Origin of the sequence: Paraconexibacter sp. AEG42_29 (assembly GCF_040581415.1) — a bacterium.
In the GTDB taxonomy this organism is placed as follows: domain Bacteria; phylum Actinomycetota; class Thermoleophilia; order Solirubrobacterales; family Solirubrobacteraceae; genus Paraconexibacter.
In genome coordinates, this window is sequence record NZ_CP114014.1 from 2055651 (window position 1) to 2080135 (window position 24485).

Annotated in this window: 25 protein-coding genes; 14 read left to right on the plus strand and 11 right to left on the minus strand. The window is 73.8% G+C overall.

Features of this window, described 5'->3' with window-relative positions:
- Window positions 1-9: 9 nt before the first annotated feature.
- Window positions 10-555: a dihydrofolate reductase family protein gene (locus tag DSM112329_RS09935; RefSeq protein ID WP_354701660.1), complete on the minus strand. Its 546-nt coding sequence runs from the start codon at window positions 553-555 to the stop codon at window positions 10-12.
- A gap of 70 nt (window positions 556-625) precedes the next feature.
- Complete coding sequence (locus tag DSM112329_RS09940) at window positions 626-1030, minus strand: TIGR02611 family protein (protein WP_354701661.1); 405 nt, start codon at window positions 1028-1030, stop codon at window positions 626-628.
- Window positions 1031-1163: 133 nt separating this feature from the next.
- On the opposite strand from DSM112329_RS09940, the gene DSM112329_RS09945 reads away from it, so the two are divergent.
- A complete protein-coding gene (locus DSM112329_RS09945; protein ID WP_354701662.1) occupies window positions 1164-2105 on the plus strand; it encodes an RNA ligase family protein in 942 nt (313 codons plus the stop codon).
- A gap of 104 nt (window positions 2106-2209) precedes the next feature.
- Here DSM112329_RS09945 and DSM112329_RS09950 read toward each other — a convergent pair whose 3' ends face one another.
- From DSM112329_RS09950 to DSM112329_RS09960, 3 genes are all read right to left on the minus strand, one after another.
- Window positions 2210-4762, minus strand: a complete 2553-nt coding sequence (locus tag DSM112329_RS09950) for a hypothetical protein (protein WP_354701663.1) — start codon at window positions 4760-4762, stop codon at window positions 2210-2212.
- Between the two features lie 150 nt (window positions 4763-4912).
- Window positions 4913-5290, minus strand: coding sequence for an NYN domain-containing protein (locus tag DSM112329_RS09955; protein ID WP_354701664.1), 378 nt, complete (start codon window positions 5288-5290; stop codon window positions 4913-4915).
- A gap of 25 nt (window positions 5291-5315) precedes the next feature.
- Entirely contained in the window at window positions 5316-6335 is a 1020-nt protein-coding gene (locus tag DSM112329_RS09960) for a serine hydrolase (protein WP_354701665.1), read from the minus strand.
- Window positions 6336-6425: 90 nt separating this feature from the next.
- Between DSM112329_RS09960 and DSM112329_RS09965 the strand changes: the two genes are divergently transcribed.
- The 6 genes from DSM112329_RS09965 (at window position 6426) to DSM112329_RS09990 (ending at window position 12197) form a co-directional block, all read left to right on the plus strand.
- Window positions 6426-6923 carry a helix-turn-helix domain-containing protein gene (locus DSM112329_RS09965; protein ID WP_354701666.1) on the plus strand — a complete coding sequence of 166 codons (498 nt, stop codon included), beginning with the start codon at window positions 6426-6428 and terminating at the stop codon, window positions 6921-6923.
- A 70-nt stretch (window positions 6924-6993) separates the two neighbouring features.
- Window positions 6994-7575: a hypothetical protein gene (locus DSM112329_RS09970; RefSeq protein ID WP_354701667.1), complete on the plus strand. Its 582-nt coding sequence runs from the start codon at window positions 6994-6996 to the stop codon at window positions 7573-7575.
- A complete protein-coding gene (locus tag DSM112329_RS09975; RefSeq protein ID WP_354701668.1) occupies window positions 7576-8265 on the plus strand; it encodes a hypothetical protein in 690 nt (229 codons plus the stop codon).
- Window positions 8266-8344: 79 nt separating this feature from the next.
- Complete coding sequence (locus DSM112329_RS09980; RefSeq protein WP_354701669.1) at window positions 8345-9640, plus strand: NAD(P)/FAD-dependent oxidoreductase; 1296 nt, start codon at window positions 8345-8347, stop codon at window positions 9638-9640.
- A 116-nt stretch (window positions 9641-9756) separates the two neighbouring features.
- Complete coding sequence (locus DSM112329_RS09985; RefSeq protein ID WP_354701670.1) at window positions 9757-11067, plus strand: PLP-dependent transferase; 1311 nt, start codon at window positions 9757-9759, stop codon at window positions 11065-11067.
- 26 nt (window positions 11068-11093) lie between these two features.
- On the plus strand, window positions 11094-12197 hold the full coding sequence (locus DSM112329_RS09990; RefSeq protein ID WP_354701671.1) for a homoserine O-acetyltransferase: 1104 nt from the start codon (window positions 11094-11096) through the stop codon (window positions 12195-12197).
- On the opposite strand, the gene DSM112329_RS09995 is transcribed toward DSM112329_RS09990, so the two are convergent.
- The 5 genes from DSM112329_RS09995 to DSM112329_RS10015 all read right to left on the minus strand — a co-directional run bounded on the left by DSM112329_RS09995 (window position 12198) and on the right by DSM112329_RS10015 (window position 16105).
- Window positions 12198-12458: a DUF1653 domain-containing protein gene (locus DSM112329_RS09995; RefSeq protein ID WP_354701672.1), complete on the minus strand. Its 261-nt coding sequence runs from the start codon at window positions 12456-12458 to the stop codon at window positions 12198-12200.
- A gap of 74 nt (window positions 12459-12532) precedes the next feature.
- Window positions 12533-13795, minus strand: a complete 1263-nt coding sequence (locus tag DSM112329_RS10000; RefSeq protein ID WP_354701673.1) for an MbnH family di-heme enzyme — start codon at window positions 13793-13795, stop codon at window positions 12533-12535.
- Window positions 13796-13800: 5 nt separating this feature from the next.
- Window positions 13801-14826: an MbnP family copper-binding protein gene (locus DSM112329_RS10005; RefSeq protein ID WP_354701674.1), complete on the minus strand. Its 1026-nt coding sequence runs from the start codon at window positions 14824-14826 to the stop codon at window positions 13801-13803.
- A 178-nt stretch (window positions 14827-15004) separates the two neighbouring features.
- Window positions 15005-15301, minus strand: coding sequence for a hypothetical protein (locus DSM112329_RS10010; RefSeq protein ID WP_354701675.1), 297 nt, complete (start codon window positions 15299-15301; stop codon window positions 15005-15007).
- 159 nt (window positions 15302-15460) lie between these two features.
- Window positions 15461-16105, minus strand: coding sequence for a TetR/AcrR family transcriptional regulator (locus DSM112329_RS10015; protein ID WP_354701676.1), 645 nt, complete (start codon window positions 16103-16105; stop codon window positions 15461-15463).
- 23 nt (window positions 16106-16128) lie between these two features.
- Between DSM112329_RS10015 and DSM112329_RS10020 the strand changes: the two genes are divergently transcribed.
- Window positions 16129-17541 carry a cytochrome P450 gene (locus DSM112329_RS10020; RefSeq protein ID WP_354701677.1) on the plus strand — a complete coding sequence of 471 codons (1413 nt, stop codon included), beginning with the start codon at window positions 16129-16131 and terminating at the stop codon, window positions 17539-17541.
- Between the two features lie 129 nt (window positions 17542-17670).
- Window positions 17671-18156 (plus strand): hypothetical protein, encoded by a 486-nt coding sequence (locus DSM112329_RS10025; RefSeq protein ID WP_354701678.1) that lies wholly within the window; start codon window positions 17671-17673, stop codon window positions 18154-18156.
- Here the strand turns inward: DSM112329_RS10025 and DSM112329_RS10030 are convergent.
- Window positions 18149-18883 carry a TetR/AcrR family transcriptional regulator gene (locus DSM112329_RS10030; RefSeq protein ID WP_354701679.1) on the minus strand — a complete coding sequence of 245 codons (735 nt, stop codon included), beginning with the start codon at window positions 18881-18883 and terminating at the stop codon, window positions 18149-18151. The genes DSM112329_RS10025 and DSM112329_RS10030 overlap by 8 nt on opposite strands.
- Before the next feature lie 63 nt (window positions 18884-18946).
- On the opposite strand from DSM112329_RS10030, the gene DSM112329_RS10035 reads away from it, so the two are divergent.
- The 5 genes from DSM112329_RS10035 (at window position 18947) to DSM112329_RS10055 (ending at window position 24482) form a co-directional block, all read left to right on the plus strand.
- Window positions 18947-19987: a medium chain dehydrogenase/reductase family protein gene (locus tag DSM112329_RS10035; RefSeq protein WP_354701680.1), complete on the plus strand. Its 1041-nt coding sequence runs from the start codon at window positions 18947-18949 to the stop codon at window positions 19985-19987.
- A gap of 93 nt (window positions 19988-20080) precedes the next feature.
- Entirely contained in the window at window positions 20081-20860 is a 780-nt protein-coding gene (locus DSM112329_RS10040) for an ABC transporter permease (RefSeq protein WP_354701681.1), read from the plus strand.
- Window positions 20861-21682 (plus strand): ABC transporter permease, encoded by an 822-nt coding sequence (locus DSM112329_RS10045; RefSeq protein WP_354701682.1) that lies wholly within the window; start codon window positions 20861-20863, stop codon window positions 21680-21682.
- Complete coding sequence (locus DSM112329_RS10050) at window positions 21682-23016, plus strand: MlaD family protein (protein WP_354701683.1); 1335 nt, start codon at window positions 21682-21684, stop codon at window positions 23014-23016. Before DSM112329_RS10045 ends, DSM112329_RS10050 begins: the two co-directional genes overlap by 1 nt.
- The gene (locus DSM112329_RS10055) at window positions 23013-24482 is read left to right on the plus strand and encodes an MlaD family protein (protein ID WP_354701684.1); all 1470 of its coding nucleotides are present in this window, start codon (window positions 23013-23015) and stop codon (window positions 24480-24482) included. The genes DSM112329_RS10050 and DSM112329_RS10055 overlap by 4 nt, the downstream gene beginning before the upstream one ends.
- Window positions 24483-24485 lie beyond the last annotated feature (3 nt).

The window sequence follows — 24485 nt, forward strand, 5'->3', positions numbered from 1 at the left end:
CGCGCAGGCCTACGCGGCCTTGGGACCGAGCACGTGGACCACGATGCCCGAGGCGAACGTCGTCGTGTCGAGCAGCTGCAGGTGGGTCAGCGGCGCGCCGTCCAGCAGCCGGGCACCGCTGCCGGCGACGACGGGGAACACCCACAGGTGCAGCTCGTCGATCAGCCCCGCGGCGATCAGGTCGGCGCTGAACGTGCCGGTGCCGTACTTCAGGAGGTCGGGTCCGCCGGCGGACTTCAGGTCGCGCACCGCGTCGACCGCGTCCCCCTCGAGGACCTCTGCGTTCCAGTCCGCCGGACCGGCCGGCAGCGTCCGGGACGCGACGTACTTCGGCCGTGCGTTCATCTCGTCCGCCCCCGGGTCGCCGGCCCGTGAGGTCCAGGGCTCGATGAACGCCTGGTAGGTCTCCCGGCCGAGCAGCAGCGCACCGGTCGCCTGCGACAGCTTCCCGGCGTAGCCGTTGTGCTCCTCGTCCCAGTAGGGCATGCCCCAGACGTGCGGGTCGCCGATGACGCCGTCGAGGGTGATGAAGGTGGACTCGATGATCTTGGTCATGATCAGGAGGACGGGCCGCCGCCGCGAAACTCATCGGCGCGACCACGTGTCGGGAGCGCGCGCCCCGGGCTCACCACAGCTTGGGCACGAACTCGGGCGACCCGATGATCGACGCGCTGAAGCTCAGCGCGAACAGGACGATCGCGAACAGGGCGATGATCGCGATACCGCGCTGCCATGCGCGCGCGTCGCCCCACCACTCCCAGAAGCGCTGCAGCCCGTCGAGGACGATCATGGCCAGCCGCTCGGCCCAGACGAACTCCAGCGCGAGCATGCCGAGGCCCACGAAGACGATCGCCCAGCCCGGCCCGGGCAGCGGGATCGCGACGATGCCGACCACGAGGACGATCACGCCGGCAATCGCGTAGGCGACCCGGAAGGCGCGGGACTTCTGCCGGTGCAGGTCGCGCCGGTCGGCGAGCTGCTCGGCCCAGGAGTCGCGGTCGACGGGCGGCGGCGGGGCGGGACCGCTCATACCGCAGAGGTCCGGTGGGGCGATGCGGGAACGGGCACCCGCCAATCTTCGCGGTCTTTCGTCCCGCGCGGTGCACTTCTCTTCCCGGGCGCTGCGCGGACCCGCCCCGGGCCCCGTGCGGGACCATGGGGACATGACCGCTGCCGACCGGTTCGTCCCGTACCCCAAGCTCCGCGAGGTGGCAGCCGACGAGCCCGGCGGCACCTGGGTCGCAACCGAGAAGCTGCACGGCGCGAACCTCGCGATCGTGGTGACGCGGACGGACGTCGCGCTCGCCAAGCGCCGGGCCGTGCTGACGCCCGACGCGATGCCCGGCTTCTTCGGCGTGCAGCGGCTGTGGCCGGCCCTCGCCGCGTCCGGACGGCTCGCGCTCGATGCCCTGCCGGGGACGCAGGCGCTGATCCTCTACGGCGAGCTCGTCGGCGGCGGGTATCCCGCGGCGGCAGCCGGCAGTCCGGACGGCGCCGGGCCGGTCCAGACCGGCATCGCGTATTCGCCCGGCCTGGTGTGGTGCGGGTTCGACGCCCGCGCGGAGCACGACGACGGGAGCGCCACCTGGCTGGCGGTCGACGAGCGCCTGCGAGTCCTGGCCGCCGCCGGGCTGCCGGCCGTCCCGGAGCTCGCCCGCGGCGGGCTCACAGCCCTGCGCCGGCTGCCGGTGCTTTTCCCGAGCCGGCTGCCCGCGACGCTCGGCCTGCCGCCGCTGGCCGGCAACGACGCCGAGGGCTTCGTCCTCATGCCCGCAGGCCCGCAGCCCGTGAGCGGATCGCGCACCGCTGAGAAGCACAAGCAGCCGCGCTTCGCCGAGGACGAGCGCTACGCCGGGGCGCGGCCGGCAGTGGTCGGTGACGCGGTCGACGCCGAGCTGACCGACCTCGCGCAGGCGCTGCTGACCCCGGCCCGCGCGCAGGCCGCCCGGTCGAAGACGGGCCTGGACGCGGAGGCCACGGTCGCCGAGCTGGTCGCCGACGTCCTCGACGCGGTCGACGAGCAGGTCGGGGGCCTCGACGCGCCGGCACGTGCGTCCCTCGAAGCGGCCGTGGGCCCGGCGGCCTGGCGGCTCCTGGGCCGCTGACGGCCACGGGTCCCGCACGCCCTCCTGCGCCGAGACCCGGCGAGCATCCGACCGGGTGATGAAAGACGGGTTCCGGCGCCCGGGGCGGGGATCAGGGCGCGAATCTACGCGCGCTCGCCAAGGACCTGGAAGGAGGCCAGGGCGCCCTGGATCCGGCGGCCGACATCACCCGTGAACAGCGTGTAGGAGTGCACGACACCGCGGCGCCCCGCGATCGCCGCCTGCACGTCGGCGGACAGTGCGGCGTCCAGGCGGTACCGGCCGCCCGCGATCGGCGCGGAGAAGGTCAGGGTGCGCGTGGCGCCGCCGGCGGGCTCGAACAGGAGCTGCACGCGGACGCTGCCACGGGCCCGCGGGCTGACCGTGCCGGCGGCACGTAGGCGGGCGCCGACGATCGTCGGCCGGCCCGCCCGCAGGCCCGACGAGCGGCGCGCCACACGCAGGCGCACCGTCTGGGGCTGCGTGTCGGCGTCGCCGCCGTAGGTCAGCGTCAGGATGCCGGACCCGGCGCGACCCTGGGCCGCCGACAGGGCTCGGTCGACGGCGATCCGGCGCCGGACCGCGTCGATCCGGGCGACGAACGACGTGGTGACGCCGGCGGTCTGGAACGTGACGCGCACGGTGCCCGAAGCGCGTGCGCTGATCGGCGCAAGCAGCGTGAGCCGGCGACCGGCCCCGGCGATCCTGACGCTCGCGACCTCGAGCTTCGCCGGTCCGAGCTGCGCGATCGGGGGCCTGACGAGGAGGCTCGCGGGCGCTGCGGCCCCGGGCGTCGGGACGCCGCTCGGCGTGGGTGCGCCGCTCGGCGCGGGGGCCGGGGTGGGGGCGAAGGTGGGGGTGGGTGTCATCGTCCCGCCGGTGGGGCTGCTCGGTCCGGACGGTGTCGCGGCCGGCGGGGAGGACGTGGTGCCCGATCCGCCCGTGCCCGCGCTCGTGCCGGATCCCGACGGCACGGTCGGCGTCGGCGTGGTCGTCGGGGTGGGGCTGGGAGTGGACGTGGTCTGAGTGGGGGACGGCGCCGGGGCGGGGGCGATCGTGAACGACCGTGTCGCCGGCGTGGCGTCCACCCGTCCGCCGCTGTCCCGGGCGCGGACGGCGAAGCTGTGTGGTCCGTCGGCCAGCCCGGTGAGCTGCCGGGGACTCGTGCACGCCGACCAGGCGCCCTCGTCGAGCCGGCAGTCGAAGCCCGTGCCTGCGTCCGCCGGCACCGCGGCGAAGGCGAAGCCGACGGTTCCCGTCGTCACCGTTGCCCCCGCGGCCGGGCCCGAGCTGATCGCGGTGTCCGGCGCGACGGAGCTGTCCGTGAGCGTGACGCCCACGCGGCTGGTCGCAGCCGGGTCGGCCTTGTCGCCGACCGAGGCGACGCTGATGGTCATGCCGCCGGCGGTGAACGTCCGCCCGCCGACGAGCCCGAACACATCGCCGTCCGCCGGGTTCGGCTTCGCGTGGGCCTGCAGCGTGGCGGTGCGCCCGTCGGAGTCGACGGCCGCGACCGTGACGCCCGGGTTGTAGAACTGCGTCTGGTAGGTCGCGAGGGTCGACGCGTAGTAGGACAGCGCGTCGCGGCCGCCGCCGCTGCGCCAGTCGACCGAGTACGCGGTGCCCGTCACGGGATCGGTGACCCGCAGGCCGCGCAGCCCCGACCCGGTCCCCCGCGCCCGCAGGTCGTAGGTGCTCGACCGGGTGCGCTGCCCGTCGGGCAACGCGACGGTCGTGATCTCGTCGGGATCGGCGATGCCCAGGCGCGCGCGCTCGAAGGAGTCCAGGGCGGCCGGCGTGAACGGCGGGTCCCGCACGATCGAGACCCCCATGAACCCGTAGTAGTTCCCGTAGTCGTTGACGGTGCAGTTCGGGCCCGCCGGGTAGCAGGCGTGCGCATGCCCGAGGCTGAGGTTGTGGCCGAGCTCGTGGAGCAGGGTCGTCAGGTTCTTGGTCGGGGCCCAGTTCACGCTCAGCCGGCCGCCGCTGCCGATGCCCGAGCCGACGGTCCCGACGCCGCCGGAGCACGACGGCGCACCGATGACGATCAGGTGGTTGCCCGAGGTCGAGCCGAAGCTCACGTCGGAATAGAGCGAGGTGGCCGCCTCGTTGAACATGGCCGAGCCGCTCTTGCAGTCGCTCGTGGTCGAGAACGGCTTGAAGTCCGCGCGGGTGAACGCCGTGATCGCGCCGTTGCTCTCCTCGCGCCAGCGCGTGAGCGCGGCGTCGACTGTCGCCTTGACCGCCGTGTCGTCGGCGCCCAGGTCGCCCCGGTCGTCGACGCGGGCGACGTAGGCGCGGTGCGGTCCCGGTGCCGGCGCCGCCCGCGAGACCGTCGTGAGCGTCGCCGACCGCACGTCGCCGCCGGGGGTGGCCTCGGCGCGGACCGTGGCCCCGCGGGCCCGGGCGGGCAGCGTGGCCCCGCCGAAGTCGACCGGGGCCAGGTGCCCGGTCGCCGTCTCCACGAAGTAGCGCTGCGCGGCGTCGTCGGCGACCTCGACCAGCTCACCGGCCACGGTCCGCGTCGCGCCCCGCACGTCCGCGTCGGTGAAGCGCAGCGCCCCGGGCTCGGCCCGCAGGCTGGGCCCGGCGGCCGACGCCGACGCCGGCGGCCCGAGCGCGCTGACGCCGGCGACGAGGACGGTGACGGCAGTGGCCGCGCGCACTCGTGCGTGCACGACGGACCTGCGGCGGGCCGGTGGACCGGCCGCAGGACGAATGGGGTGAAGGCGCCGGGACATACGGGGACCTGTTCCTCTTCGGGCGACGACGCACCGCCCTTGAGACCCGGCCGCGCCGTCTGGACGCACCGGCGCTCTACGCCGTGGTCAGTGCGGTCCCTCGATCCGCTGGCGGAACCCGCGCGCCGAGTGCACCGCCGCCCCGACTGCCGACGCCTGATCGGCGAGCAGCCGGTCCGACGTCACCACGACGACGGTCGACGGGTGCGGACTGGCCCGGAGGCGGCGCACGATCTCGTCGTCGGCGGAGTTGGCGCGGGCCTTCGGGGCGTGGGCGACCTCGACGACGGTGGAGAGAATCGGCGGGGACGGCGGCCGCTCGAAGACGACGGTGACGTCCTCGCCCGTGGCGGCCGACCAGCGCTCGAGCGTGTCGACCAGCTGCACCATCGCCCGGTGGCGGTCGCGCCACCAGCCGTCCCCGCCGGTTCCGATGACGTTCATGCCGTCGACGAGCCAGTACACCTGGTCAGCATGGCGGACGGCGGATTCAGTCGTCCGCCGGCGCGAGGACAGCGCGCGCCTTCTCGCGGAACGCCGGGTCCAGGGCAAGCTGCTGCGCGAGCGTCTGCTGCGTGAAGCGCTCGCGCAGCGTCTTCTGGACGTCCGCGGGCAGGTCGCGCAGGAAGAGCGCCACCGCCGCGCCGCTGCGGGACCCCCTGGCACGCACGTACGAGACGTCCGTGAGCACCCCGTCGAGGGTTCCGCCCTTCGCCAGGAAGCTGCTGACCTTGGCGCGCAGCTTCGGCGTCTGGCGCAGCGGCCAGGAGAGGAGGCGGCGCAGCTGCGGGGTGCCACCCCGCTCGATCCGCCGCAGCAGCGCGGCCCACTCGGCGGCGGTCCCGGCGACGGACGCACCCGTCAGCGACCGGCTGTCGGCGATCGGCTCGCGGACCACCTCGCTCGGCTTGACGGTTCGTGCCAGCGCTGCCGCCTCGACCGCGCGCTCGCGCGGCGACTTCTGCGTCCACTCCGCGTCACGACCCCAGGCCGCGAACTCGCCGAGCAGCGGGTAGATCGGGTCCTGCTCGCGCATGCCCTGCGCCGCCGCCCACGCGTCGACCCTCGCCGCGCCGACCCGCTCGAGGAGCGCGTCCGCGGCGGCGTTGTCGGACAGCGCCAACATCGCCTCCGCCACGTCCGCAAGCGGCAGACGGGCAGCGGTCAGGCGCGCCTTGCGGTGGCTGCCGCCGTCGGTCCCGGGCACGTAGAAGCGCTCGACCGCCGACCGGGCGATCGTACCCCGCAGCCCGCCTGCCTCGACGGCCGCGCCGGCGATGAGGACCTTCCGGGTGGAGGCGAGCGGCATCGGCCGGCCCGGGTTGTAGGTCAGCGGCGTCCCGCGGTCGGGCAGCACCACCAGCGAGGCGCGCGCCGGGTTGTCCGCCATCCAGCGCAGCAGCCCGGCCGGGGTGCGGACGGCGGTCCCGGCGTCCACGGGCTTGGGCTTCGCGGCCGCGTCGCCTGCGCCGGAGTCGTCTCCGCAGCCGACGACGACGGTCGCCGCCAACAGGAGAGGGAGGAGTCGTCTGACGCGCATAGTATCGTTCCGCATATCCGCAAGACGCAAATCCGTAACTCAGTACCGTCAGTGAGCGACGTGGCCGCCGCACTCGAGTCGGTTCAGGCGCGACTCGACGCCATCGAGCGGGGAGCCGCGCCGCACGACGCGCCGCCGGCCCGGACCGTGGACCCCGCCGGCGGGAAGTGGTGGCTCCTGGACCGCCTCGACGAGCAGCGCATCGCGTACGGGGGACGGGTCGGCGTCGCGGAGGGCGACGTCGTGTGGCAGCTCGAGCACCCGGCGGGCGACGTGCTGGAGGGGGACCTCGGTCGGGCCGCGAACGTGCTGGGCGCGATGGGCCATCCGCTGCGCCTCGAGATCCTCAAGCATCTCCTCCAGGGCGCACGGACGCTCGGCGACCTGCAGGAGATCCCGGGTCTCGGCACGACCGGTCAGCTGAACCACCACCTCCGCGAGCTGCGCGGTGCGGGACTCGTGGAGTCGAGGCGGCGCAACGACTACGCCGTGCCGGCCGACCGCGTCGTCCCCCTCCTGACGATGATCGCCGCAGCGCTCGGGCGCGAGCTCACCTGAGCCGCAAGGCCGGCAGGCGTCATGGCGCCGGGTTTTGGTTGCCGCCACCCGTGGGGGGTAGGCGTTCAGGGTGTCCAACACCTCAGATGAAGACGTCTCCGGCGGCCTGATCGGCAAGCTCACCGGCAAGGCCAAGGCCGTCGCCGGCTCGCTGACCGGCAACGAGCAACTCGAGCGCGAAGGCAACCTGCAGGCGGCACGCGTCGACCAGCAGGCCGTCGCGGCCGAGCACGCGCAGACCGCAGAACAGGCCGAGGAGCAGGCGAAGGTCGACGCCGAGCTGCGCGAGAGCACGCTCGAGGCCGAGCGCCTGCGCGCGGAGCTGACCGCCGAGGAGCAGCTGGCCCAGGAGGAGGCGGCGAAGGAAGAGCAAGAGCGGACCGCCGAGGCCCGCGCCGCCGAGGAGCAGTCACGCGCGGACGCAGCGCGCAACGCGCAGGTGCAGGCGGCGGAGGACGACGCCGCGCGGCGCCAGGCCGAGGCCGACCGCGAGCAGCAGTCCGCGAAGGCCGAAGCGACGCGCGAGGCCACCACCGAGCAGGTCCAGGCCGAGAGCGACCGTCAGGCCGCCGAGCACGAAGCAGCACGCCTGCAGCAGGCGGCCGACGCCGCTGCGCAGCGCGCCCAGAACGTCGATCCCGAGGAGTCCTAGATGTCCCTGTCCCAGCTTCCCCGCACCGCCGTCGGTGCGTACGTCAAGGCCCTGCGCCTTCCGATCGACACCGCCCTGAAGCTCGCGGGGCACAACGACGCCTCGTCCGGTGGCAAGCTCGCCGCCGACCGCGCCGAGGCCGCCGTCCGTTCGGCGGCCGCCACGATCCTGCGCGACGACGAGCTGCGTGTCGACGCCGCCCAGCGCCGCATGGCCGCGGACGAGCGCACGCAGGCCGCCGACCTGGCCGCCCGTGCCGACGCGGTGCGCGAAGCGTCTGCAGCCGAGGCCGCCGAGCGCAAGGCCGACGCCGCGCGCCAGAAGCGCGAGGACGAGCAGGCCGCCGAGAAGGAGGCCGCCGAGCGCAAGGCGAAGGCCGCCGAGCGCGCCAAGCAGGCCAAGAAGCAGGCTGATGCGGCCGCAGCGCAGAAGAAGGCCGCCGCCGCGAAGAAGAAGAAGGACGCCGAGACCCGCGCCGCGAAGGCCGCCCAGAAGCAGGAGGAGGCGATCAACGCGAAGGAGCAGCAGCGGACCGAGCAGCTCGATCGCGATGCCAAGCAGGCACGTCTGAAGGAGCTCGCCGACCGCGAGGAGGCGCTCGCCCAGAAGCAGGCGGCGCTGACCGCCGCCGACGAGGAGAAGCGCCTCAAGGACGCGGCCGTGAAGGCAAAGGCGAAGCGGACGGCGTAACACGTCGAAACTGCGCTCCATACGGCCCGCGGATCGCGCGGGCCGTTCGCGCACGGACGATCTGGGGTAGGCGCCACGGATGCCTGCCGCAGAGACACACCGCATCGTGATCGTGGGTGGGGGCTTCGCCGGCCTTCGCGTCGCCCGCAAGCTCGCCCCCCGCGACGACGTCCACGTGACGCTGATCGACCGGGTGAACCACCACCTCTTCCAGCCGCTTCTCTACCAGGTCGCGACCGGCATCCTGTCGCCGGGCCAAGTGGCACCGGCACTCCGGAGCCTGTTCCGGGACCGTGCCAACGTCGACGTCCTGCTCGCCGAGGTCGACGCGATCGACCTGGGGACGAGCCAGGTCCGGGCCACCGGCTCCGAGACGCTCGAGGTCCCGTACGACACGCTGGTCGTCGCCGCCGGGGCCACGCACTCCTACTTCGGCCACGACGAGTGGGCCGACGTCGCCCCCGGCATGAAGTCGCTCGCGGACGCCGAGCGGCTGCGCAGCCGGCTGCTGTCCGCGTTCGAGGCGGCGGAGACGACGACCGATGCGGTCGCCCGGCGCGCCTGGCTGACCTTCGTGATCGTCGGCGCGGGCCCGACGGGCGTCGAGCTCGCCGGACAGGTCGCGTTCCTGGCGCGGCGCATGCTCAAGGGCGAGTACCGGCACTTCGCACCGGAGGACACGCGGGTGGTGCTCGTCGACGCGGCGCCGCATGTGCTCGGCGCGTTCCCGCAGCCGCTCCGCGCCAAGGCCCAGCGGCAGCTGGAGGCGATGGGGATCGAGGTGCTGCTGGACGCTGCTGCCGAGGGCATCGACGCCGACGGGATCGACCTGGGCGGTGCGTCCCCGGGGTCGCCCGCCCGGATCGACAGCCGCACGATCGTGTGGGCGGCCGGGGTCCAGGCTTCGCCGCTCGCCCACCTGCTCGCGGAGCCGTCGGGGGCGACGCTCGACCGTGCCGGCCGGCTGACCACGGAGCCGGACCTCTCGCTGCCCGGCCACCCGCACGTCTTCGCGGCCGGGGACATGATCGCGCTGGCGGACGTGCCCGGCGTGGCGCAGGCGGCGCTGCAGGAAGGCGCCTACATCGGCGACCTGATCGCCCGTCGGCTGGACGGGAAGGCGGCGCCGAAGCCGTTCGCCTACACCGACAAGGGCTCGATGGCGGTCGTCGGCCGCAGTCACGCGGTCGCGTCGGTCAAGAAGCTGAACCTCTCCGGGCGCCTGGCCTGGATGATGTGGGCGGTCGTCCATATCGCGTTCCTGGTCGGCTGGCAGAACCGCCTGGAGACGGTCCGCCGCTGGTTCTGGGACCTGACGACGAGCAACCGCCACGAGCGTCTCGTCGACATCGACGACGTGAGCTCGCGGCGGTGACGGCCGCGAGCTGACGAGCACCTGCTGCGGACAGCGGAACCGACCGCGGATCAAAAACACCTAAATCCCTATCTAAATACTTGAGATTGAGCGGGGGTGACGCTACGGTCCGCCGCATGTCGCTTCCCGAGCCCCAGCTGCGCCCCGAGACCGTCGCCCTGCACGGTGGCCAGTCGCCCGACCCGACCACCAAGGCCCGCGCGGTCCCGATCTACCAGACCTCGTCGTTCGTGTTCGACGACACGGAGCACGCCGCCGACCTCTTCGCGCTCAAGGTCCCGGGCAACATCTACAGCCGGATCATGAACCCGACCTGGGATGTCCTGGAGCAGCGGCTGACGCAGCTGGAGGGCGGTGTCGGCGCGGTGGTCACGGCCTCCGGGCAGGCGGCCGTCACCTACAGCGTGCTGAACATCGCGCGCGCCGGCGACAACATCGTCTCGGTCTCCCAACTGTACGGGGGCACCTACAACCTCTTCGCGCACACGCTGCCGCAGTACGGCATCGAGGTGCGCTGGGTCGACGCCGACGATCCGTCCGCCCTCGCTGCGTTGGTCGACGAGAACACGAAGCTCGTCTTCGGCGAGACGATCGGCAACCCGCGGCTGAACGTCCTCGACGTGCCGGCCTGGGCGGAGGCGGCCCACGCCCAGGGCCTGCCGCTGATCGTGGACAACACGGTCGCCACCCCGCTCGGCGCCCGGGTGCTGGACCAGGGCGCCGATGTCGCCGTCCACTCGCTCACGAAGTTCATCGGCGGGCACGGCACCTCGATCGGCGGCGTCGTCATCGACGCCGGCCGGTTCGACTGGGCGGCCCACGCCGAGCGCTACCCCGGCCTGACGCAGCCCGACCCGAGTTACCACGGTGTCGTCTGGGCGGACGTCCTCGGCCCCGCGGCGTACATCGGCCGCGTGCGCACGGTGCTGCTGCGCAACACGGGTGCCGCGCTGTCGCCGTTCAACGCGTTCCTGTTCCTGCAGGGCATCGAGACGCTGCCGCTGCGCATCGAGCGGCACAACAGCAACGCCGCCACGATCGCGCGCTGGCTCAAGGAGCACGCCGCCGTGGCGTGGGTCTCCTACCCGGGCCTGGAGGACGACCCGTACCACGAGGTCGCGGGACGCGTGCTCAGCGGGGGCGGCGGGGCGCTCGTGACGTTCGGGGTCGAGGGTGGCCTCGAGGCCGGCCGGCGCTTCATCGAGGCGCTCGGCCTGTTCAGCCACCTCGCGAACATCGGCGACGCCAAGTCGCTGGCGATCCACAACGCCTCCACGACCCATTCCCAGCTGAACGACGAGGAGCTCGCCGCCGCGGGCGTGACGCAGGACGCCGTCCGCCTGTCCGTCGGCATCGAGCACGTCGAAGACCTCATCGCCGACCTCGACCAAGCGCTGGCTGCCGCCCGGCGGCCGGTGGTCGCATAGGACAGGCGCTGCAGGAGGGCGTCACGGTGGACGGGACAGCCGCCGTGACCACCCAGCGGGTCGTCCTCTTTGCCGGGGACGACCCGCTGGCGTTGACCTGCGGGCGTGTGCTTGCGCCCGTCGAGGTCGCGTTCACGACCCACGGGACGCTCGCGGCCGACGCGTCGAACGCGGTGTTCGTCTGCCACGCGCTGACCGGCGACGCACACGCCGCCGCGCCCGACGGCTGGTGGCGGACGCTCGTCGGACCGGGCCTGCCGGTCGACACCGACCGCTTCTTCGTCATCACCCCGAACCTGCTGGGAGGGTGCCGGGGGACGACGGGACCGTCGTCCGTCGACCCGGCGACCGGCCGGCCCTACGGCCTGGACTTCCCGCCCCTGACGATCGCCGACCTCGTCGCCGTGCACCGGCGCCTGCTGCGGCACCTCGGCGTCACCCGGCTGCACGCCGCCATCGGCGGGTCGCTCGGCGGCATGCAGGTGCTGCAGTGGCTCCTGGACCGGCCGGACGAGGTGGCGCGCGCGGTGATGATCGGCGCCAGCGCACGCCTGTCCGCGCAGAACGTCGCGTTGTCGGCGGCCGCGCGTGGCGCGATCCTCGCCGACCCGGACTTCCGCGACGGCCGGTACCTGGAGCACGGGGTGCGGCCAGGCGCCGGGCTGGCCACGGCGCGGCGCCTGGCGCACGTCACCTACCTGTCCGAGCACGGCATGCAGCGGCGGTTCGCGGCGCCCGCGGCCGACCCTGCCGCGTCGACGCCGGACGCCCGCGCGTGGCTCGCGTCCCGGCTCCCCGTCGAGCACTACCTCGACCACCAGGCGGAGGAGTTCCTGGGCCGGTTCGACGCCCTGAGCTACCTCTACCTCTCGCGGGTGATGGACGACTTCGACCCGTTCGCGCAGGTCGCGCCCGGCGGACCGGACCTGTCCGTCGACGCGACTGTCATCAGCTTCGACTCGGACTGGCGGTTCGGTCCGGAGCATGGGGCGCGGCTCGCGGCGGGCCTGCGCGAGCGGGGGACGCGGTCGGTGCGTGAGCTCGTGCTCGAGACCGACGCGGGTCACGACGCGTTCCTGCTCGACGTCCCCGGCTATCGCGAGGCCGTGACGGCGGCGCTCGGCGACTGACTAGTCGGCGGGAGCGAAGCGGGGGACACGGGCGCCGTCCACCTCGACGTCCTCGAGGAACATCGACCGCGGGCGGACCCAGAGGTTGCCGTCGTCGTACAGCGCGCGGTAGACCACCAGCACCTCCAGCGTCTCGCTGTGCAGGGCCTTGCCGACGACCTCGTACGGCATGCCCTTGTAGTGGCGATAGCGCCCGGGAAGGGGCGGCTGGGCCTCGAGCGCCTCGCGGTCGATGTACGCAGGGTCCGGGTCGGTGGCCATCGGGCGATCGTACGCGCTGCTCGATGTGCCACCACGTGCGCGGGTGGCGTGTGGTGGCACATCGACGAGCCGGGTCAGCGGCCGCCGGCGGCCCGGCGGCCGGTGGCGGCGGGCCCGCGACCGGCCGCCGCCGCCCGCTTGCGGAACGGGTCCGCGAACCGCGGGTTCACCGCCACCGTCCGGTCCGTCAGCGTCTTCAGGAACGCGACCAGGTCCGCGCGCTCAGCGCGGCTCAGGTCGATGGGGGCGATCAGCGGATCCTTGAAGGGGCTGGCCCGGCCGTCCCCGGCGAACGGTCCCTCCGTGATCACGCGCCCGCCGTTCGCGTAGTGGTCGATGACCGCCTCGAGCGTCGGGATCGACCCGTCGTGCATGTACGGCGCGGTCAGCTCGATGTTGCGCAGGGTCGGCGCGCGGAACCGGCCCATGTCCTGCATGCGGCCGGTCACCTCGAACAGGCCCTGGCTCGCCTCGGGAAGGGCCCCGGTCCCGCCGATGTTGTAGAGCCCCGTGTTGTGGAACCGCGGCCGCTCGACGGGGACGCCGACGTAGCTGACCTGCTCGTTGAAGATGAACGTTCCGTGGCAGTGGTGGCACTCGGCCTTCTCGCCCATGAACAGCTGCTGGCCGCGGGTCTCCGCCGGGGTCAGCTTGACCTTGCCCTTCAGGTACTGGTCGTAGCGTGAGCTCGCAGAGACGATGCTGCGCTGGAACGCGGCGATCGACCGGATGATGGTCGTCCACGTGATGGGCCGCTTCAGTCCCGGGAACGCGCGCCGGAACCACCGCGCGTAGACGGGGTCGTCCGTGATCCGCTTCAGCACCTTGGCGCGATTCGCGTCGGTGATGCCGAGCTCGGTCGGCCCGGTGCCGAAGAGCGGCACCTCCATCTGTCGCTCGAGGCTGACCAGGCCCGGGTTCGCCCAGGCGAACGTCGCGTTGTAGGCGACGTTGACCAGGGTCGGCGAGCTGCGCGGCGTGCGCTCCCCGGTGGAGCCGACCGACTGGGCGCCGCCGTCGGTGAACGCGCGCGCCGGCAGATGGCAGCTCGAGCACGACTGCGTCGCGTTGCCGGACAGGCGCCGGTCGTAGAACAGCCACCGGCCGACGTCGACCTTGGCGGCGTTCATCGGGTTGTCCTTGGGGACGCGCGGCTGCGGGTAGCCCTTCGGCAGCTGCCAGGCGTACGGCGACACCTTCGTCCCGGCGGCACTCGCCGAGAGCTCGTACAGGCCGAGGCCCGCGACGACCGAGGTCGTCGCGAGCACCAGCTGCAGGACGGCGCGGCGCGGAGCCGCCGCGCGGCGCGGCGGACGCAGGCGCAGGCGGCTTCGCATCACCGTCAGCGCCCGATGGCCCGGAACACCGTCTGCCGCGCGGCCGGCGAGGCGCCCGTCCCGGTCCCGTCCGCCTTCCAGCTGACGCCGAGCGACCGGAACACACCGCCGCACTCGGGGTCCTTGGGGCCCGACATGCAGCCGGGGGCGTTCGCGCGGTTGACCGTGATGTCGTTGCCCGCGAGCAGGGCCTTCACGTCGACCGCGACGCGCTGCCGGGCCGGGTTGAAGGACCCGAGCCGGACGTGGGCGCGGTTCGGCGTCGTGCACCGCACGGTCTGCCCGGTGGCGGGGTTGCCGCTGCAGCCGACGCTGCCCAGGTGCACGAAGAACGTGCCGGCCTGCCAGGCGCCGGGGGCCGCCGGTGCCGCGGGGGCACCGGGCGCCGCCGGCATCCCGCCGTGCTGGCGCATGTGCATCGCGGCGGCCGCCGCGCCCCCACCGGCGGGATCGGTCACCTCGATCTTCGTGAACTTCCGGCCGACCTGCCAGGACCAGCCCATCGCCGTGGAGTTCAGCGGGGCCGGCGCGGCGGCGACGTCGGTGTGGTTGAGGGCGAAGGGCACGCCGACCGTCCACCGCACCCCGGTGTACCTGCCGGCGGGGACGGTGCCGCGCACGCTCGGGTTGAGCGCCGCGTTCCCGTCCTCCGCGCAGGCGCCGGTGCCGTTCTCGAGGTCGATCAGCGTCACCGCGCCCCCGCGCCGCGTGACCTGGAACGCGCTCGGCGTCAGCTTGACGGGGACCTCGAACCCGGACGCCTTCACGAGGCGCACGTCGGAGACGAAGAAGCGCAGGTCGCGCAGCTGGGCGGCCTGGTTCGTGGTGCCGAGCCCGGCGATCGGGGTCCCGCACGCGACGGGCTGGGTGCCGGCGACCGCGCCGAAGGCGATGTCGACCTTCTGCGTCCTCGGCGCGGGCTTCTTCTTGGCGTGGCCGCTGTGAGCCACCGCGATGGCGGGGGCGACGACGGCGAGCGACAATCCGGCCGCGGCCGCGAGGGCGCGCGTCGGCAGGGCGTGACGATGCATGTGGTGATCCTTCGGAAGGGTGTGCTGACGGTTCGGCGGTGGCGGGCCGCAGGAGGGCCTGCCGTCGCAGGGGCCGGCCGCGCGTGCGCCGAGGGGCGCGGGCGGACGGCGTCGGCACGTCGACGCACGGACGACGGGACGCCCCGTCGGGGTCCCGGACGGCGGTCAGGTCAGCGCGTCAGGCCGTCGCGGGTGGACCGCGCACGCCGCAGGCGAAGGCGACGAGGCGGGTCCGGCACGGTGCGATGAAGGGACGGCGGCGGACGACGACGGGGGCGGCCGGCCAGCGGCGGCGACGCGTCATCGCGTGCCGCGCCCGGTCGATCAGGTCCTCGCCCAGGTAGCGGCCGCGCAGCAGCGGCAGGACCAGCAGCAGCACCGGCAGCACGCCGAGCAGCGCGCCTGTCCCGGAGGCGATCGCCGCGGCCAGGACCGCGAGGGCGACGAGCTTCAGGATCAGGGGACGGCGGGCCACGAAGCGCGCATCGTACGACACGACCTCCCGGCCCGCACCTGCTCGCGGGCCCGGTCCGCCGGCCGCCACCCGTCTGACGACCGGTTCTGGTCGCTCTGACGACCAAAACTGGTCGTCAGACCGCGCGCGGGTCGACGACCCGAGAGGTCCGTGCTGTTTTCAGCGACCCCGGGCGCGGGCGCTCGCGGCGTCGCCGATGACCTGCCAGAGGGCGACGAGGTCGTCGACGAACGCCTCGCGCGGATAGTCGAGCTCGCCGTCCAGCCAGTCGAGAACCGCCTGGCTCGTCCCGCCGACCAGCATCGCGGCCGACAGGTCGATCACCGGCCCGGCCGGGAGGTCGTGCAGCTCGCGGCCGTGCGTGGCGACCGTGGTGATCACCTGGCGGATCGCTGCAGCGCGGTGGCCGGCCGCCGCGTCGCCGGCCGGGACCGCGCCGAACAGCACGCGGGCGCGGCGCGGGTCGTCGGTGAGGTGCGCGACGAAGGCGCCGACCGCGCGGCGGGCGACGACGTCGGCGGGATCGTCCGGCCGGATCGCCGCGAGCGTCACCGCGATCGCCTCGTCGGCGAGCCGCGTGGTGACTGCAGCGATGACCGCATCGAGGCTGCCGAAGCTCTCGTAGAAGTAGCGCTTGTTCAGGCCGGCCGCGCGGCAGAGCGTCTCGATGGTGAGCCGCCGCCACCCGTGCTCGGCGACGAGCGCGAAGGCGGCGGTGGCCAGGTCGTCCCGGCGCTGTGCGAGGCGCTCATCACCCGTCTGGCCCCCGTACGTCCGCGTGGGGGTGGCCTTGACCGGGGTCATCTTGCACGCTAGCGTACCAGATCATGAGCGCGCCTCTGACCCTTAAAGCGCGCGGTGTCGCCGCCTCGATCGTCGCCCGCGTCCCGTCGGGCGGCCCGCGCCCGCTGGCGCCCGCACCGGCCGGGAGCGGCCTGCGGCCCGTGATGGGGACGCCGGGACTCCCGGTCGTCGGCAGCACGCTCGGCTTCCTGCAGAACAGCCTCGCGTACATGCGCCGGTTCCACGCCGACTTCGGCACGGTCTTCTGGACCAACGCGTTCGGGACGCGCCTGGTGCTCGTCGTCGGACCGGACGGCATCGAGACGGTCCTGGCCAACCGCGACCGCGCCTTCGCGAATAAGGAGGGCTGGGAGCACTTCATCGGCGCGTTCTTCGAGCGCGGCGTGATGCTGATGGACTTCGAGGAGCACCGCCATCACCGCCGGATCATGCAGCAGGCGTTCAAGCGCGAGCGCCTGGTCACCTACCTGGACAAGATGAACCCGGCGATCGAGCGCGGGCTGGCCGCGTGGCAGCCCGGCGCGGACTTCGAGCTCTATCCCGCGATGAAGCAGCTCACGCTCGACATCGCGACCGAGGTCTTCGTCGGCGCGGACCTCGGCGCCCAGGCCGACCGCCTGAACGAGGCGTTCATCGATGTCGTCGTCGGCGGGCAGGCGATCGTCCGGGCCGACATGCCGGGCGGCCGCTGGCACCGGGGCCTCGAGAGCCGGCGCCTGCTGGAGGACTACTTCCGCACCCAGATCCCTGCGAAGCGCGCGGGGGACGGGGAGGACCTCTTCAGCGTCCTGTGCCACGCCGAGAGCGAGGACGGCGAGCGCTTCAGCGACGACGACGTCGTCAACCACATGATCTTCACGCTGATGGCCGCGCACGACACGAGCACGATCACGCTCGCGATGATGGCCTACTACCTGGCCGCCAACCCGGTGTGGCAGGAACGCCTGCGCGAGGAGTGCCGCGCGCTCGGCAAGACGACGATCGGCTACGACGACGTCGACGCCCTGCCGCTGATGGACCTGGTGTTCAAGGAGACGCTGCGCATGAACGCGCCGGTGGGCATGGTCGCGCGCGAGGCGATCAAGGACACCGCGATCGACGGCTGCTTCATCCCCAAGGGGACGCGGATCATGCTCGGCATCTACCCCATGCAGCGCATGGAGCCGTGGTGGAACGACCCGGACACCTTCGACCCGGAGCGCTTCACCGAGGACCGGCGCGAGGACGCGTCGCACAAGTTCGCGTGGACTCCGTTCGGCGGCAACGTCCACAAGTGCATCGGCATGCACTTCGGGAGCATGGAGGTCAAGGCGATCCTGCACCAGCTGCTGCTGGGCTACTCCTGGACCGTCGACCCGGGCTACGAGCCGCTGATCGACTACGGCACCGGCCCGTTCCCCGGTGATGGCCTGCCGATCACGCTCCGCGCGCTGTAGCCGCTCAGCCGCTCCGCGGTCGTCCGTGACCGCGCTCACTGAGCCTGGGTGCGCGGGCGCACAGACGCGCCCGTCCCGCGGCAGGAAGCTCTCCCCAGCGCAGGTCACCACCGCCCGACAGGAGAGATCATGTTCCGCACCGCCACCGTCGCCGCCATTGCCGCCGCCGTCCTCGTCGCCCTTCCCGGTGCTGCCGGCGCGGCCGCCACGGACCCGTCCGGCCCGAGCGAGCTCATCAGCCGCCCGGGACCGGCCAAGCTGAGCATCGTGACGGCCGCGCAGAAGACGAACCTCAAGGGCATGATCACCGTGAAAATCCGCACGTACCGGCAGCTGATGCAGGGGCCCATCGTCACCGGCACGGTCGGTGTCACGGGAATGAAGCTCACCGTCGACGTCATCGGGTTCAACGACGGCAGCGGCTACGAGGATCAGCAGTACCTGCAGCCGTGCGTGAGCACGACCGACTCGCAGGGCTACCTGACCTGCACGTTCACGCCGCCGACGCTCATCAACGGCAGGCCCGCCACGTCGTTCCTCGCCCAGGCGCTCTACGACCAGGGCAGCCACAGCAACTGGCTGCAGGCCGCGAAGGCCGTGACGATCGTCAAGTAGCGGCGCGGCCGCCGGCGGCGCCGCCCGCACCGGCGGCGCCGGATCGCTCGGCCACCAGGCGATCGACCTCCGCGCGGTACAGCCGCGCGGGGTCGATCGCCATCTGCGCGAACACGCCCTCGACCTCCAGGCTCACGATCCCGTGCAGCCGCGTCCAGGCGACCACGCCGAGCGCGAGGATGCCGGCCGCGTGGGGGGTCCCGGAGGCCGTGCCCCAGGCGACCAGATCCCGCCGTAGCGTGGCGTCCGGGACGGCCGGGGCGTCCTCCGGCGGTCCGATCGCCGCGATTCCGGCGAGCAGCACGCCCATGCTGCGCTGCGACGCCGGGATGACCCGCTCGGGCGCGAGCGCCCCAGAGCCGTACGTGCTCCCGAACATTAGTCGGTAGCGATGCGGCTGGGCGAGGGCCCAGTTGCGGTACGCGGCCGTCGCGGCGCGCAGCCGGCCGTCCGGCCCGCGCCGGCGAGTGGTGGCGGCCGCGTGCACAAGGGCGTCGGCGAGCTCCTCGTAGCTCTCGGTGACCAGCGTCGCCAGCAGCTCGTCGCGCGAGGCGAAGTAGCGGTACATCGCCGGCCCGGACATGCCCATGGCCTTCGCGATGCCGTTGAGGGACAGCTCGGCCGGCCCGCCGGCGGCGATCTGCGCATAGCCGTGCTCGCGGATCTCGGCCAGGGCGGCGGCCCGCAGGCGGTCGCGTCGGGACGGGGGAGCAGACGTCGGAGCCATGTCGACGACACTAACAAACTCTAAAGTTTGTTATAGACCTGTAACTCTGTTACAACTATGAACATGACTTCAGCAAGCACCGCAGTCCTCACCGAGATCGTCCTCCCCGGCGTCGTCGAACCCGACGGCCTGTTCGTCAACCACCGCCCCGTCACTGCGCCTGGGCGCGGCCAGGCGCTCGTCGAGGTCGAGGCGGCAGGCGTCTCGTTCGCTGAGCAGTCGATGCGCCGGGGCCGCTACCCGGGTCAGCCGCGCTTCCCGTTCGTCCCCGGCTACGACCTCGTCGGCGTGGTCGGACGGGTGGGCGAGGGCGTCGCCCCCGGGCTCGTCGGGCAGCGTGTTGCGGTCGCCACCAAGACCGGGGGCTGGACGACCCACGCCGTCGTCGACGCCGCCGACCTCATCCCGGTGCAGGACGGCCTGGACCCGGTCGAGGTCGAGACGCTCGTGGTCAACGGCATCACCGCCTGGCAGATGCTGCACCGCAAGGCACGCGTCGCGGCGGGGCAGACGATCCTGGTCCACGGGGCCGGGGGCGGCGTCGGCATGACGCTGGTGCAGCTGGCCCGGCACGCGGGCATCCGCGTGATCGGCACGGCGTCGCCCCGGCAGCACGACGCGCTCAGGGCGCTCGGCGCCGAGCCCATCGACTACCACGACCCGGACCTCGCCGGGCGCGTGCGCGAGCTGGCCCCGGGCGGGGTGGCCGCCGCCTTCGACCACCTGGGCGGACCGAGCTTCGAGCGGTCGTTCGACCTGCTCGCGTCCGGCGGCACGCTCGTCGCCTACGGCACCGCGAGCCGGCGCGACGACACGAACAACCTGCTCGTCGGCTTCGCGGCGATCTTCGCCCGCTTCGGCCTGTGGAGCCTGCTGCCGAACGGTCGCGGCGCCACCTTCTACAACTTCTGGGGTGGCCGGCTCACGCGCCCCGCGGCGTTCCGCCGCAGGATGGCGGCCGACCTCACCGCGGTCCTGACGCTGCTGCGCGACGACGCCATCGCCGCGCAGGTCGGCGCGCGCCTGCCGCTGGCGGAGGCGGGTCGCGCGGTCGCCCTCGCCGAGTCCGGCACGGTCAGCGGCAAAGTCGTCCTCATTCCGTGAGTCGCGCGGCGGTCCCCGCGACGCAGGGACGGGGGGCGCACTACCCGCTGCAGTGCATTGTCCCTATTCTCTATGGAGATTATGGTTTATCCCATGGGGATACCCCTCACTGTCCGCCGGCTCGGCGCGATGGCCTCGCTGCTGGTGACGTGCGCCGCGTCGCTGGGCACGCCGCCGTTCCGCTGGCGCGGCGAGTTCGCGCGCCAGTCGGCGACGATCGTGCGGACGTCCCTGCCCGCCATCGCCCTGTCGATCGCCGCCTGGGGATTCAGCGGGCCGGGCCTGCAGGCCGGCAACTTCCTCGTCACCTTCGGGTCGATCGACCGTGCCGGCGGATTCATGGTCGTCGCGATCATCCGCGAGTTCGGGACGTTCGTCACCGCGACCGTCGTCGCCGGGGTGGTGGGGACGATGCTCACTGCCGAGCTCGGCGCCCGCAAGGTCCGCGGCGAGCTCGACGCGCTCGAGGTCCTGGGCGTCGACCCGATCCGCGAGATCGTCGCCCCACGCGTGGCCGCGATGACCGTGACGATGATCGGCCTGGACCTGCTCGCGCTGGTCTTCGGCGTGGCCGGCGGGTACGTCGCGACCGTCGGCGTGCTCGGCGGCACGACGGGTGGGTTCTTCACCTCGTTCTTCGCGAACACCACATTCGCCGACCTGCTGGCCAGCGTCATCAAGGTCGCGATCTTCGGCCTGCTGATCGGCGTCATCTGCGGCTACTACGGGCTGACCGCGTCCGGCGGTCCCGCCGGGGTGGGGCGCGCCGTGAACAAGGCCGTCGTCGCCTGCCTGATCGCGATCTTCTTCGTGAACATCGTGTACACGCAGTGGTTCCTGGCGCTGTTCCCCGACGTGAGTGTCTTCCGCTAGATGTCTCTCTCCGTCCGCAACGGGCCGACCGCCTTCGATCCGCCGCCCGACCCCCGGGACGCGCTGGAGACCGCCGGCGACATCACGCGCTTCGGCTGGCGCCTGCTGCGCTCGCTGGCCCACATCCGGCCGTACCTCGGTGAGGTCATGCGCCAGGCCGCGATGATCGCGACCGGCTCGGTCCTCGTCATCGTCGCCGTCGCGTTCCTGGCCGGCGCGTCCTGCGGCCTGGAGTCCAGTGCGCTGGCGCGGGCGTTCGGCGCGTCGCCGGTCGCGGGCGGCTTCAGCACGTGGTGCACGTTGCGCGAGGTCGTCCCGTTCGTCTTCGGCTACATCCTCGCGGCGAAGGTCGGCTGCGGCATGGTCGCCGAGCTCAGCGCGATGCGCGTGCAGGAGGAGATCGACGCGCTCGAGACGATGGGCGTGAAGTCGCTCGCCTACCTGGGCGGGACGCGGCTGCTGGGGGCTGCGATCGCGCTCCCCGCTGCCTACGTCCTGGCGATCGCCACGTCCTACGCCGCCGCGTACCTGATGAGCGTGGAGCGCTTCGGGGACGTCTCACCGGGGACGTGGAAGCTGTACTTCTTCACCTTCCAGGACAAGTGGGACCTGATCTTCTCGATGACCAAGGGCCTGGTCATCGCGGTCTTCGTGATCGTCGTCGCGCTGCACCACGGCTACGGGCTGCGTGCCCGCGGGCCGGTCGACGTCGGGGTCGCCACCGCCCGGTCGATGGCGACGTCGATCATCGGCGTGACGCTGATCTCGACCGTCGGCACGCTCATCTTCTGGGGCGCCAACCCGCGGATCCCGTTCGGCTGATGGTGCGTGCGCCCATCGTCAGGTGGCGGCTCGCGGTCGCCGGCCTCCTGCTCGCCGCCACCGTCGCCCTGCTGGTCCTCCGCTCGGGTGATCAGGCCCGCACCGTCACGGCATCGTTCGCCGGGGTCCAGGGCGTGGTCGACGGCGCCGAGGTCCGCGCCGGCGGCGTCCGCATCGGCCGGGTGACCCGCGTCTGGCTGGACGACGCCGGGCAGCCGCGCGTGCGGATGGCCGTCCGCCGCGACTACGAGCTGCGCCGGGGGGCACGGGCCGCGGTCAGGCTCGGATCGCTGTCCGGGCAGTTCAACCGCTACGTCGCGCTCACGAGCGGCAACGGCCGGTCGCTGGGGGACGGCCCGGTGACGCTGCCGCGGGCCGCGACGCAGTCACCGGTCGAGGTCGACCAAGCCCTGGCCGCGCTGACGCCGGCCACCCGCGCGGACCTGCGCGCGGCGCTCGCCGGCCTGCGGGCCGGCCTCGACGGCAACGGTCCCGACATCGCGCGGACGCTCAAGCACAGCGCGGACGCCCTGCGGCAGACCGCGCTCGCGGCCGGCGACGTCAGCGCGGACGGCGCGGCGCTGAAGTCGCTGGTGGCCGACAGCCGCCGCATCACCGCCGCGCTCGCGGCCGGCCGCCCGGAGCGGCTCGCCACGCTCGTGGACGACCTCGGGGCCGTGCTGCGGACGACCGCCGGGCAGGACGCGGCGCTGCGCACGACGATCACGAACCTCCCGGCCGCGCTGCGCGAGCCGCGCCGCGCGCTGACCGAGGTCCGCGACGCCGTGCCCGACCTGCGCGCGGTGCTGCGTGACGTCGCGCCCGGCCTGCGCGAGCTGGTCCCTGCCGCCGGCGAGCTACGGAACGGGCTCGTCGCCGGCGGCCCGGCGCTGCGGCAGACCGCCGCGCTGACGCGGACCGCCCCGGCCGACCTGCGCGCGCTCACCCCGTTGCTGCGCGACGCGCGCACGACCGCCACGCAGCTGACGCCCGTGCTCCGCCGCGCCGGCCCGATCCTCGACCAGACCCGGGTGCGACTGCCGGACTTCTTCTCGTTCTTCGCCGGATGGGCGGACTTCACGAGTGTCTACGACGCCAACGGCCACGGCGCCCGGGTCGGCCTCGTGCTGCCGCCGGCATCGACCAAGGTCCTCGATCCGAGCGACTACGCCGCCGGGCAGCTGAAGCCGCCGTACCTGCGGACGCCGGGCTCGCTCGCGGGCGTCCCGTGGAAGGACTACGCGGACTCGTTCGTGGCGGGCGGCACCGCGTCCGGCGACGTCGACCCGTCCGCGACTCCCGACCCGGCGGCCGCGAAGCGCGGGACGAAGTGAGCCGCGCGCTGACCGCCGCCGTCGTCGCGGCCTTCACCCTCGCCGGCGCCGGGATCGCCTCCGTGCTCGTCGGCGGCTCCGGCGACGAGCGCACCTACAGCGCCCGGTTCACGAACGCCCGCGGCCTGCTCGCCGGGACCGATGTCCGCGTGGGCGGCGCCATCGCCGGCCGCGTGCGCGCGGTGGAGCTGGCGGACGACGGGGCGGCGCTCGTGCGCTTCACGGTCGACGACCGGCGCGCCCGCCCGCGGGCCGACGCCGCCGCCGCGATCCGTCCCGTCGACCTGCTCGGCGACAACTACCTGTCGCTGTCCCCGGGATCCGCCGACCGCGAGCTGCGCGGCGCCATCAGGACCGAGAACACCGGCAACGCCCCGCGCCTGGACCAGCTGCTGTCGACCTTCCGCGCCCCGGTGCGGGGCGCGCTGCAGGCCCTGCTGGTCGAGGGCGGCCTGGCGCTGGATGCCCGCGGCACCGACCTCGCCGCGAGCGCGGTCCGGCTGCGGCCCGCGCTGCAGGCCGCGCAGACCGTCGCCGACGAGCTCGACGGGCAGAACCGCGCGCTCGCCCGCGCGGTGGTCAGCGCCGATCGCGCGGCGGGCCAGGTGACGGACGGCGAGGCGCAGATCGGCCCGCTGCTGCGCGGCCTGTCGCGGACGCTCGGCGCGACCGCCCGTCGCGCGCCGGAGCTCGACCGCAGCCTCGCCGGCATGCCGTCGACGCTCGCCCGGCTGCGCAGCACGGCGACGCGCCTGCAGGCGACCGCGGGCGCGGCGACGCCGCTCGCCGCCGACCTGCGCGACACCGCACCCCAGCTCACCGCGGCGGTCACGGGCCTCACGCCGCTGCTGGACCGGCTGCAGGGTGCAGCCACGGGCCTACGGCCCGCCGTCCGTTCGGCGACGGCGCTGCTCGATGAGGGCGCGCCGACGCTTCGCGCCCTGGACCGCGGCGTCGCCCGCGTGCAGGCGACGACGCCCAGGACCGCCCAGCTGGTCGACGCGCTGGTCCCGGCCGCCCCGAAGATCGCCGACGGCTTCCTCGTGAACTTCCCCGACCAGGCGCAGGAGCCCGGGACGCAGCCCGGGGACCCCTTCGCCGACCCGCGCCGCGCGTACTGGCGCGGCGCTGCCGTCCTCAGCTGCGAGGCGTTCGGCGTCCCGGTCCGGCCGGGCTGCCTCACCGAGGCGCTGGCGTCGTTCGCGCCGACGGCGCGGAAGGCCGGCCCGGCGACGTCCGGCAGCGGGACAGCGTCCGCGGCCACGCCCGCGCGCGCGACGGGCAGCGGCGCCGACCGTCCGGTGCCCCCGGCCGCGGCCGGCGGCGCGAACGCCGCGGGCGCAGCGGTCAAGAAGATCACCGACCCGCTGCTCGACGCGCTCGTGCCACGCCGCGACGCGGGCACGCCGGCGACCCCGGGCCGCGAGTCGGTCGGCGGCCTCCTCGACTTCCTCCTGGGGCGCTGACCG

Coding starts and splice junctions, on each gene's coding strand:
- DSM112329_RS09935 (WP_354701660.1), bottom strand. CDS start 555: ATGACCAAGATCATCGAGTCCACCTTCATCACCCTCGACGGCGTCATC.
- DSM112329_RS09945 (WP_354701662.1), top strand. CDS start 1,164: ATGACCGCTGCCGACCGGTTCGTCCCGTACCCCAAGCTCCGCGAGGTG.
- DSM112329_RS09975 (WP_354701668.1), top strand. CDS start 7,576: ATGTCCCTGTCCCAGCTTCCCCGCACCGCCGTCGGTGCGTACGTCAAG.
- DSM112329_RS10035 (WP_354701680.1), top strand. CDS start 18,947: ATGACTTCAGCAAGCACCGCAGTCCTCACCGAGATCGTCCTCCCCGGC.
- DSM112329_RS09995 (WP_354701672.1), bottom strand. CDS start 12,458: ATGGCCACCGACCCGGACCCTGCGTACATCGACCGCGAGGCGCTCGAG.
- DSM112329_RS09940 (WP_354701661.1), bottom strand. CDS start 1,030: ATGAGCGGTCCCGCCCCGCCGCCGCCCGTCGACCGCGACTCCTGGGCC.
- DSM112329_RS09980 (WP_354701669.1), top strand. CDS start 8,345: ATGCCTGCCGCAGAGACACACCGCATCGTGATCGTGGGTGGGGGCTTC.
- DSM112329_RS10015 (WP_354701676.1), bottom strand. CDS start 16,105: ATGACCCCGGTCAAGGCCACCCCCACGCGGACGTACGGGGGCCAGACG.
- DSM112329_RS10030 (WP_354701679.1), bottom strand. CDS start 18,883: ATGGCTCCGACGTCTGCTCCCCCGTCCCGACGCGACCGCCTGCGGGCC.
- DSM112329_RS10005 (WP_354701674.1), bottom strand. CDS start 14,826: ATGCATCGTCACGCCCTGCCGACGCGCGCCCTCGCGGCCGCGGCCGGA.
- DSM112329_RS10025 (WP_354701678.1), top strand. CDS start 17,671: ATGTTCCGCACCGCCACCGTCGCCGCCATTGCCGCCGCCGTCCTCGTC.
- DSM112329_RS10050 (WP_354701683.1), top strand. CDS start 21,682: ATGGTGCGTGCGCCCATCGTCAGGTGGCGGCTCGCGGTCGCCGGCCTC.
- DSM112329_RS10000 (WP_354701673.1), bottom strand. CDS start 13,795: ATGCGAAGCCGCCTGCGCCTGCGTCCGCCGCGCCGCGCGGCGGCTCCG.
- DSM112329_RS10040 (WP_354701681.1), top strand. CDS start 20,081: ATGGGGATACCCCTCACTGTCCGCCGGCTCGGCGCGATGGCCTCGCTG.
- DSM112329_RS10020 (WP_354701677.1), top strand. CDS start 16,129: ATGAGCGCGCCTCTGACCCTTAAAGCGCGCGGTGTCGCCGCCTCGATC.
- DSM112329_RS10045 (WP_354701682.1), top strand. CDS start 20,861: ATGTCTCTCTCCGTCCGCAACGGGCCGACCGCCTTCGATCCGCCGCCC.
- DSM112329_RS09985 (WP_354701670.1), top strand. CDS start 9,757: ATGTCGCTTCCCGAGCCCCAGCTGCGCCCCGAGACCGTCGCCCTGCAC.